This is a genomic window from Rhodopirellula islandica (assembly GCF_001027925.1).
Lineage (GTDB): Bacteria > Planctomycetota > Planctomycetia > Pirellulales > Pirellulaceae > Rhodopirellula > Rhodopirellula islandica.
This window is the reverse complement of sequence record NZ_LECT01000044.1, coordinates 512283-522082: the sequence shown is the minus strand read 5'-3', so window position 1 is coordinate 522082 and position 9800 is coordinate 512283. Positions and strand designations below refer to the sequence as shown.

The window sequence follows — 9800 nt, the reverse complement described above, 5'->3', positions numbered from 1 at the left end:
GAAAAACGGAGAACGGCCTCAGGCTCGATTGTCAGACGTTGGAATGGGTCTGCTGCCGATAGGCAGCCGGTGATTGGCCGACCATCGAGGTGAATCTTCGATAGAACGTCGAGAGATCAGCAAAGCCAGATTCAAAGGCGACCGATGCGATCGGCAGATCGGTTTCCTGCAATAGTTTTTTGGCGTGTTCAATTCCCAGTTCACGCACTCGCCTCAACCAAGTCGTGCCCGTCAGTTCACGAAACAACTGGGTGAAGGTACGACGAGACAAATTGAGTTGATTCGCGGCGGCATCAAGCGTGGTGGCTTCTAAAAACGATGTCTGCAACTCATCAATGTATTGCTGGACGATTCCGACGTCGGTTGCCTGCTCGACACCGATTGGTTCCAGCATCGACTCGATGTTGCCGGCTTTTCGATGGCAATCGTAATCCGTGACGCCACGAAGCAATCTCCAGGCATCGATCATCATGTCGATGCCGCACGACGATGACGCCAAGTTTTGCGTGTAAACCATTCGTCGCAATTTCGACGCAACAAAATGCGTTTGTCGGTTGCCACCCGACAACTTGCCCGAAGCAATTCTTGCCGCGGTGACGGGCTCCGCCTTCAACACATTCTCGCAGATGCACCCGGCATACAAGCTGGACGGGGTGCCTTCGCCGTCACAGATTCGATTCCGCAGATGGGGCGCGATGACGAACACGTCACCAGCAGAGAATGCAATGGGACGGTCATCGAGATGAAACGTTCCCGCACCACTCAGGAAGTAAACGAGTTTGACAAACGGGTGCTCACGCCACTGCATCGAAAAATCAGGTGCATGATGACTCTCAAGCACCAACACCCCCCATGGCGGCAACTGTTCCGGCATCGCCGTGCGGACCTGACGGGCGCGGGTGGGCGACGTTGAAGTTGGCGGAACAGATTCCCCGGACATCAGGCAGATTCCCGGCGAGTATCAGAACGCTTGCGCGGAAAGCTTGGCACGCAAGGACGCGATGACCGGACGCGGCACAAATTTCGCCAGGTGCCCATCGTCCTCGCTCAGCATTGCGATCTGTTTCAGCAACGAAGAACTGACGTGCGCAAATCGCTCGTCGGCCATCAAGAACACGGTTTCAATTTCCGCGTCGAGTTGGCGGTTGGCCATCATCATGGTGAACTCGCCGGCGATATCGGTCAGTGGACGAATCCCCCGCACCATCACGCTGGCACCCAGCGAACGCACAAAATCGACCGCCAAACCATCAAAGGTTTGAACACGCACGTTCGGCAAATGATTCGAGATGGCTTGCACCAATTCGATGCGTTCTTCCGGATTGAACAACGCTTTTTTGTCTGCGTTGATGCCGATCCCGACCACCAATGTGTCGAACAACTTGGAGGCGCGTTCGATGATGTGCAAGTGACCGAGCGTGACAGGATCGAACGACCCTGTGTACACAGCGATGGAATGCGACAGTTCGCCAGCGTCGGCGTTGGAGGAGTTCAGAGACAAGGCAGATCAGCTCCGCGCTGGATTGGAAGAAGAAACAGCGGGGGACGAAGTGACCAAATCGGCCAATCGTTGCAAATCCGCGTCGTCATTATAGACATGAACGCTGGCCCGAATGCCGCCGCCGCGGCAACTGATCACCACCCCCGATTCGAGAGCCCGCGTGCGGAAATCATCTGGTGATTCCCCAGGCACTTCAAATGTCGTGATCGCACTGGCGTGAGGCGTCTCATCCCAAGGCCCAAACAACAATTTCGCACCGGCTTGCGTCAGCAAACCGCGGAGACGCTGAGCGCGTTCCAACACGCGATTTCCGATCGCATCGGCCCCGAATCGTTGCGACACCGCGGTGAACATTTCCAAACTGGCCGCGAACGCGATCATTCCGGATTGGTTCAGCGAGCCACCTTCAAAACGGGATGCGTCCTCCCGCAACTCAAATGTGGATCCCGAAAACAGGTGCGCGTTCTCAACGCTCTTCCAGCCCACGGTGGGACAACGCAGCGAATTCAAATGACGCTTGCGAATCACCGCCACCCCGGCCCCTTCCGGACCGAGCAGCCACTTGTGCCCGTCAGCGGCGACGAAGTCGACATCGCAGGTTCGCATGTCGAGCGGGTACATGCCCAAACCTTGGATCGCGTCGAGGAACACCAGCACGCCTCGTTCGTGGGCCTCTTTCACCAAGTGATCCAGGTCCACGCGAAAACCGCTGGCGTAGCCGACCCAACTGACTGAGATCAAACGAGTGCGTTCATCAACTTGAGCCATCAAGTCCTCGACTTCGACGCGTCCATCACGACGCGGAACGATTCGAATCTCGACACCGCGAGCTTGCTGGTTCAGCCACGGATACAGGTTGCTTGGAAATTCGCCTTCCGGAACAACCATGTTGTCACCGGCTTTCCAAACCAGACCTTCGGCGACCAGGTTGATTCCGGTGGTGGTGTTGGGAACCAACGTGACCTCTTCCGACTCGCAGTGAATCAAATCCACCGTCAGGTCACGCAATCGATTGACGGCATTGGACCAATCCATCCAGTGCACATCGCCATGCGATGCCGCGACTTCGGCGAAGGAACGAAGTGCCTCGGCGGCCGGTTGGCTGATCGGTGCCACGGCTGCGTGGTCGAAGTAAGCCCAATGGTTGGTCACCGGCATGCGATCCCGCCACCACAGCCATGGGTCGTCTCCCATGTCCGATCCGATCGGCACATTCGCGTCTCGCGACGAAGGCTTGGAAACCATCACGGTTTGATCCCAGTCATCAGCCCCAGTCCGACGCGACTGGCTGCGATGAAGGTGAACTGAATCGATTCCAATCCGGCAGCCTTCATCCGTTCCTGAGCCTCTTTCAATTCGGGCACCGCACCGCCTTCGGTCTCAATTCCGATCCGCAGGGCTTCAATCGACTCCGCCAAACTCGGGCGGTTCGGGCCTTCGAATGAATCAATCACAATCACCCGCCCACCCGACTTCACCGCGGACGTCGCGCGTTGCAACATCAAACGAATCTGATCGGGCGAATAGCTGTTCAGTCGCTGAGCGATCAACACATGGTCGAACTGCCCCTCGGGAAGCTCGGTGGTCAAAGCGTCGCCTTGAATGGATTCAAAGCGATCACCCAACTCGATCGAGTTGGCAGTTGCGAGCGCCGCTTCCAAGGCACCGGGATGGTCCACCAACGTGACTCGCAACTGTGGGTCACGGTGAGCCGCCGCACAGCTCCATACCGCCGACCCGCATCCGAGATCGAGCAACGTTTGTGGAGCCGAGTCGCCGGAACTCAAAACCGTTCCTGCGCCTTCGTCCTCTTCTCCTGGAGTCGGTCCAAAGTCCAAGATTTCTGCCGCCTGCATCGCCGCAGGTGTGTGCACCCACTGAGTCGCGGCAATGGAATCAAAGCGACTCTGAGGGACGGCGGCATCGGCAGACGATTGTGGCTCGGATTTCAATCCGGCCGGGGCGCCCTGCCAAATCGCGTCGCCCAGGTCCGCGTCGTACTGGCACAACAAACGAGCGACCGATGAAATCGCATAATCCTCGGCGTACTTCTCGATGATCCCCACCGATGTCAGGGGTCGCAGCAACAGCAACAACCGTGACTCCGGCAAACCGGTGCGTTCGGCCAGCACCTCGAGCGTTTTCTGACCTTCCAGCAAGGCGTCGAACAATCCGAGTTCACGGCCGGTTCGCAACACGTGCGAAGTGGCGTTGATGGTCATCAATTCCTGGTAGTGATCCAGGGTACGGTCTTGGGCAGACATGCAATCAGAGAAAGAAGAGTCAAACGGATGGGTGGGTTGGGCAACGCCTCGTGAAGGCTGCACAGCCAAGAAATGATCAGGTCAGCTTCGAACAACGAATCTCGTCAGCGGATTGTCCAGTCAGTCAGCCGATTCAATGCTGAGCCGAGGGGCGTGAGACTGGAATCCAACGCCTAGACCACCTCTCGCTTCGCTCGACCCTCCCAAAGGGAAGGTGAAACCCCAGAGCAGGTGGCTTCGGACTCATGCCGTGCCGCTCATGAAACGGCAAACGTGGTTCACCACTCTTCGCCGCGCAGACGAGCGATTTCCATCGAGTCCTTGTCGCCTCGTCCGGACAAGCAGATCACCAAGTGTTCTTGGTCCGACATTTCGGCCGCGACCTCCATGGCCTTGGCCACCGCATGAGAGGTTTCAAGGGCTGCCAAGATGCCTTCGCTAGATGCCAAGCGTTCAAACGCGATCAGCGCTTCCTCGTCACGGCAACCGATGTAGTCGACGCGTTTCGTGTCCTTCCAATAACTGTGTTCAGGACCGACCCCGGGGTAGTCCAATCCGGCGCTCATCGAATGCACGTCACACGTTTGACCATCATCGTCTTGCATCACGTAGCTGTAACTGCCGTGCAGAACGCCGGGGCAACCATAAGACAGTGGCGAGGCGTGATCACCGGGTGTTGCCGATCGGCCACCAGCTTCCACACCGACCATTCGCACCCCTTCGTCTTCGACAAACGGATAGAACATGCCCGCCGCGTTGCTGCCACCACCGACGCATGCGACGACGCAATCCGGCAACCGACCAAACGTGTCCCGGCACTGCTCACGCGTTTCGCGGCCGATCACCGATTGAAAATCGCGAACCATCATTGGGAATGGATGCGGGCCGATCACGCTGCCGATGATGTAGTGCGTGTTCTCGACCGAAGCCATCCAGTCTCGCATCGCTTCGTTGACCGCGTCCCGCAGCGTTCGCGAACCGGACTCGACGGGCGAGATTTTGGCCCCCAACAACTTCATGCTGAACACATTGGGTTTTTGCCGCCGAATGTCTTCCGCGCCCATGTAAACGGTGCAGGGCAGTCCGAAGTGGGCGCAAGCGGTCGCCGACGCCACGCCATGCTGACCAGCGCCGGTTTCGGCGATCACTCGAGTCTTGCCCATCCGCAGCGTCAGCAGGGCTTGCCCGATCGTGTTGTTGATTTTGTGAGCGCCGGTGTGATTGAGGTCTTCGCGTTTCAACCAAATCTGGGCCCCACCAACGGCCGAAGACAACCGCTTGGCGTGGTACAGCGGGCTGGGACGCCCGACAAAGGTCTTCAGCAAACCGTCCAATTCACGCTGAAACTCGGGATCCCGCTTGGCCTTTTCGTACTCTTCGGAAAGCTCATCGAGTGCCCGCGTGAGTGTCTCGGGAACGAAACGGCCACCAAAATCGCCGAATCGCCCGCGAGAATCGGGGACTTGGGCGGAGGCATGTTGCTGCGACGGGACGGTACTCATGAGGTAGTTTCAGCGGGAAAAACGAAAAGGGTTCGAAGACTTCCGTAACCGAATTGTCACTGGAGAACAAAACTTGGTCAACGTGAAGCCCGACATGTCCGCCATGATGTTTTGCACGTCCGATGCCAAGATTGGCGTTCCGATGTTCTCCGGCGTCGACTTCCGAGTCGCAGCCCAGGCGAGAAAGAACCCCGGCATCCCAAATTTTTCAGCAGCAAAGCCATCCCCCCGCTGAGAGATCGTGCCGTTTTACTTCACCCTCCCTTGGAGGTCGTGCAGTTTTCTGGTGCTGCGTTTTGGCGGGTTTTCACGTGGCGCACCTCTCCTGAAACGAAGTTTTGGGGGAGGTCGAGCGACGCCGTTCAGGCGTGCGCGAGGGAGGGGGCCGAGCAGGGGAAGCGGCGCGTGTTGCCCTCCCCCGGAAATCTCGCTGAACGCTCGCTTTCCGACCCCTCCCGCTGCACGGGCGGGGTTCTTAAGGCATTGCAAGCACAGCATTTAAAAACTGCACGACCTCCTGAGAATGGTGGATTCTCAACCAGTGGGGCGGGTCGCCAGACAAGGTGACCGCCCAGGTCAATGACTTTGCTTCCTGCTGAACCGATTGGGTCAAGTTTGACGGGCTCGTGAGCCGATTCAACGAAGACACGTGTGCGCGCACGAACGCTCGGCTTCACACTTTCGCGAGACGACCATGGGGCTGTTCGGCACCATCCAACAATCCAAGGGGGCGCTTGACGCGGCCCAGATTGGACTGCAGGTCGTTGGCAATAACATCGCCAACGCCAATACCGAAGGGTATATCCGCCAACGTCTGGAACAGACGCCTGCGGTGGCCTACCGTCAGGGCAACTTGATCCAGGGCCACGGTGTTCGCGCCACCGGTGTCGTGCAGGTGATCGACCAGCAATTAGCCGAGCGGATGTTCAACGCGAAAACCGCGGCGGCCGGTGCCGATTCGCTCAGCTCCGCCTACGGCCAACTGGAGTCCCTGATCACGGACCTCGATGGCGGTGGACTGAATGAACAATTCAGTCTCTTCAACAATGCGATGCACGACCTGTCGACGCAGCCCAACGATGCGGCCACCCGAGAATTTGTGATCATCCAAGGCCAAACTCTGGCCAGCAACGTCCAACAACTCCGCACCAACGCGGGTGAACTGCAAGACGGCTGGAATGCAGAACTCGATGACGCGGCGACGCAAATCAATCGCCTGACTGAACGAATCGCTCAGCTGAACGTCGAAATCGCAACCATCGAAGGTGGCGGCACACTCGGCAGCGACGCGACCGGACTGCGTGACCAACGCTACCGCGACCTGGAAGAACTGGCCAGCTACGTCAACATCAACTTCCAAGAGCAAGCGTCGGGAAACGTCAGCGTCTTCGTGGGCGGGGACTACTTGATTGCCGATGGCAATCGCCGCGAAGTCTACTCTGCCTACAGTGAAGAGGCGGGCGGGCAGGAAGTCCGAATCATCGACACCGACGCTCCTCTGAAAGCCACCGGAGGCAAGCTTGGCGCGGCGATGGAAGCTCGCAGCGGTGTCTTCGGCGAATATGTTGAGAGCCTGGATCAAATGGCTGCGGCACTCATCCAGGGCGTGAACAAGGTTCACTCTCAAGGCCAAGGCCGGACCGGATTCACCTCGTTGGTTTCCAGCAACACCAGCCAACCCGGTGTGCCACTGGGCGAAGCGGAATTGCCCTTTGAACCGAGCAACGGCAGCTTTGATTTCAACATCGTGGACTCCGACGGAGAACTGGTCAGCACCACGCGGATCGACGTTCGCAACTTGGGGACCGTCAACGACTCGACCATCTCATCCATTGTCTCTGACATCAACGCCGTCGAAGGTGTGACAGCGTCGCTTTCCGGCGATGGTCGCATTCGAATCGACAGCGACTCGGCCACGGCCCAGTTCACCTTTGGGCAAGACACCAGTGGTTTTGTGGCGGCGGCCGGAATGAACACCTTCTTCACGGGATCGTCTGCGGTGGACATCGAGGTCAACTCGGTGCTGGCCGACAACATCGATTTGCTGGCGATTTCCGACGGCGGCATCAATGCTGATACCAACACGCTGTACAACATGCTCGACCTGGTGGATCAACCGCTGGACGAACTGGGCAACCGCTCAATCCGCGGAATCCACGAACAAACCATCGCGGCACTGGGACGCGAAATCAGCGTGCAGAACAGTGCGACCGAAGGACTCAACGATTTGTATTCGACGCTGAAAAGCCAACACCTGGCGATCACCGGTGTGAACATCGACGAAGAGTCGATTAAGATGATTTCCTACCAACGCGCCTTCCAAGCTTCGTCGCGCGTGATTTCAACCGCAGCGGAAATGCTGGACATCTTGTTGGCAATTTGATTTGAGTGGTTACCTGCAAGAACTGACGTTGCGATTGTCCGTCGGTGCAAGTCGGCTGAGCCCCGAATTCCGATCTCGCCACGCAGACTGGCTGAGATTGCGACAACGCGACGACGGTGGATTTGCGGGCCGCGAAGGCGAAAGCGATCCCTACTACTCCTCCTTTGCGTTGCGAACGCTTTGGCTCCTCGACGAACTCGACCCCCCAACCGCCGAAGCAGCAGGCATTTTCCTACGCCGGCGGATGAGACAACGGGATTCCATCGTGGACCTGATGTCCCTGATCTTTGGTGCGGCGATTCTCGAAATGGCCTCCGGCGTCGTGGTGATCTCGGACGAAGACCACCAATGGCGAGACAACGTCGCGGCGTTGCTGGCAGACCTCCGCACCGACGACGGCGGATTCGCGAAAACGCCGGAGGGCCGCGCCGGCAGCACCTACCAAACGTTTCTCTCTGTGCTGTGCTACGAACTGATGGAGGTCCCCGTCCCCGACGTCGATGGCCTCCTCCGATTCCTGGCAAGCCAACAGCAACCAGATGGCGGCTACCGCGAGATCCGCGTTGCCAAACGAGCGGGCGTGAACCCGACCGCGGCTGCGATTGGATCGCTGAAGACACTCGGGCGACTGGACCCTGCTCAGCAGGCCGACACGATTGAGTTTCTGCTGGAGATGCAGAGTGACGAAGGTGGCTTGACCGCCAACACGCGAATTCCGTTCGCCGACTTGCTCAGCTCTTGCACCGGTCTGATCACGCTGGTCGACCTCGGTGCCGGTTCCAGAATCGACGCGCCGCGATTGCAGCGATACGCTGATTCCATGCAGCGAGAGGGCGGCTTCGTTGGGTTTGAACTCGACCAAACCCCGGACGTCGAATACACGTTCTATGGCGTCGCCACACTGTCGTTGCTGCAGACACTGGATCTGTAGACGAGTCCGAATGCTTGGCAAATCCGGCGACTGGTCTGTCACAGCTAAAAGATAGGGTTGATCGTAGTGGACGAGGCCACGAGTCCTTGGATTTGACGCCAGTTCAGGACTCGTGGCCTCGTCCACTACCCTAAAAACAAGTCCTGACAGACCACTACGCTTGGATCACAAAAAACGCCTTGCTCATGAAAGCCATGAGCAAGGCGTTTTGAATTTCAGATTCGCGGGTCAACAATCAGTTGACGGAGACTCGCTTGAAGACCACCACTTCGGCTTCCGGGTGGAATTCTTTGATCGCAGCTTCGACGGTCTTGCTGTCGTCCAGTGCGTAGAACTGGCTCAACAAGCAACGCTCTTGGTCGAGCAGCGTGTTGTCGGCGATGAAACGCTCGAGCTTACCAGGAACAATCTTGTCCCAGATCTTCTCAGGCTTGCCTTCGGCCTTCAGTTCTTCCTTGATCGCATCTTCGGTCGCAGCCAAGACTTCAGGAGTCAGTTGGCGACGGCTTGCAAACTGAGGAACGTTCTTCATCGGCTTGCCGAGGTTTTCTCGTTCGTTCAGTTCATTCTCAGCGTTGATCTGAGCCTGAAGTGCTTCGGTTTCCTTGGCAACGAATTCTTCATCGAATTCGTTGGGGTGAAGGATCGAAGGTTTCATGGCAGCGATGTGCATCGAGACGCCGCGGAAGAACAGGGGCGCGTCTTCTTTGCCACCGTCTTTGTACGACACCAGGACACCGATCTTGGCACCCGCGTGGATGTACGACGCCAGGTTTTCACCTTCGACGACTTCCAAATTGGAGACTTCGATCTTCTCGCCGACCTTGCCGGTTTCGTTGACCAAACGCTCTTTGACCGTCGTGCCGTCGATTTCGAGTGCGTTGACTTCGTCAATCGTGGTGCAATTGGCGTCGAAAGCCATCTTGGCGATGGTGTTGGTCAGCTCGATGAACGCTTCGTTTTTGGCAACGAAGTCGGTTTCGCAACTGAGTGCCAACAACAAGCCTTTTTTGCCTTCAACCACGGCAGCCACAACGCCTTCGGAAGCTTCGCGATCCGCTCGCTTGGCCGCGACCTTCTGGCCTTTTTTGCGGAGGTAGTCCATCGCGCCATCCAAGTCGCCACCGGATTCTTCCAATGCCTTCTTGCAATCCATCATCCCGGCGCCGGTGGACTTGCGAAGTTCGCTCACCGCCTTGGCGGAAATCGTCGTCATGTT

8 protein-coding genes are annotated in these 9800 nt (G+C 57.8%); 2 read left to right on the top strand and 6 right to left on the bottom strand.

Annotation, left to right across the window (positions count from 1 at the left end; translation table 11 throughout):
• Nucleotides 1-31: 31 nt before the first annotated feature.
• From RISK_RS23235 to trpB, 5 genes are all read right to left on the bottom strand, one after another.
• Nucleotides 32-940, bottom strand: a complete 909-nt coding sequence (locus tag RISK_RS23235; RefSeq protein WP_047816640.1) for a helix-turn-helix domain-containing protein — start codon at nucleotides 938-940, stop codon at nucleotides 32-34.
• A gap of 21 nt (nucleotides 941-961) precedes the next feature.
• Nucleotides 962-1501 (bottom strand): pantetheine-phosphate adenylyltransferase, encoded by a 540-nt coding sequence (gene coaD / locus RISK_RS23230; protein ID WP_173442718.1) that lies wholly within the window; start codon nucleotides 1499-1501, stop codon nucleotides 962-964.
• 6 nt (nucleotides 1502-1507) lie between these two features.
• Complete coding sequence (locus RISK_RS23225; protein WP_047816639.1) at nucleotides 1508-2746, bottom strand: aminotransferase class V-fold PLP-dependent enzyme; 1239 nt, start codon at nucleotides 2744-2746, stop codon at nucleotides 1508-1510.
• Entirely contained in the window at nucleotides 2746-3765 is a 1020-nt protein-coding gene (locus RISK_RS23220; RefSeq protein ID WP_047816638.1) for a class I SAM-dependent methyltransferase, read from the bottom strand. The genes RISK_RS23225 and RISK_RS23220 overlap by 1 nt, the downstream gene beginning before the upstream one ends.
• Nucleotides 3766-4043: 278 nt before the next feature.
• Nucleotides 4044-5267 carry a tryptophan synthase subunit beta gene (trpB, locus tag RISK_RS23215; RefSeq protein WP_047816637.1) on the bottom strand — a complete coding sequence of 408 codons (1224 nt, stop codon included), beginning with the start codon at nucleotides 5265-5267 and terminating at the stop codon, nucleotides 4044-4046.
• Between the two features lie 649 nt (nucleotides 5268-5916).
• On the opposite strand from trpB, the gene flgK reads away from it, so the two are divergent.
• Both flgK and RISK_RS23200 read left to right on the top strand, forming a co-directional pair.
• Nucleotides 5917-7650 carry a flagellar hook-associated protein FlgK gene (flgK, locus tag RISK_RS23205; protein ID WP_236696601.1) on the top strand — a complete coding sequence of 578 codons (1734 nt, stop codon included), beginning with the start codon at nucleotides 5917-5919 and terminating at the stop codon, nucleotides 7648-7650.
• A gap of 1 nt (nucleotide 7651) precedes the next feature.
• Nucleotides 7652-8581 carry a prenyltransferase/squalene oxidase repeat-containing protein gene (locus tag RISK_RS23200; protein WP_047816635.1) on the top strand — a complete coding sequence of 310 codons (930 nt, stop codon included), beginning with the start codon at nucleotides 7652-7654 and terminating at the stop codon, nucleotides 8579-8581.
• 235 nt (nucleotides 8582-8816) lie between these two features.
• On the opposite strand, the gene tsf is transcribed toward RISK_RS23200, so the two are convergent.
• A complete protein-coding gene (gene tsf / locus RISK_RS23195) occupies nucleotides 8817-9797 on the bottom strand; it encodes a translation elongation factor Ts (protein ID WP_047816634.1) in 981 nt (326 codons plus the stop codon).
• Between the last annotated feature and the right edge of the window lie 3 nt (nucleotides 9798-9800).

Coding starts and splice junctions, on each gene's coding strand:
- RISK_RS23220 (WP_047816638.1), bottom strand. CDS start 3,765: ATGTCTGCCCAAGACCGTACCCTGGATCACTACCAGGAATTGATGACC.
- RISK_RS23235 (WP_047816640.1), bottom strand. CDS start 940: ATGTCCGGGGAATCTGTTCCGCCAACTTCAACGTCGCCCACCCGCGCC.
- RISK_RS23225 (WP_047816639.1), bottom strand. CDS start 2,746: ATGGTTTCCAAGCCTTCGTCGCGAGACGCGAATGTGCCGATCGGATCG.
- trpB (WP_047816637.1), bottom strand. CDS start 5,267: ATGAGTACCGTCCCGTCGCAGCAACATGCCTCCGCCCAAGTCCCCGAT.
- tsf (WP_047816634.1), bottom strand. CDS start 9,797: ATGACGACGATTTCCGCCAAGGCGGTGAGCGAACTTCGCAAGTCCACC.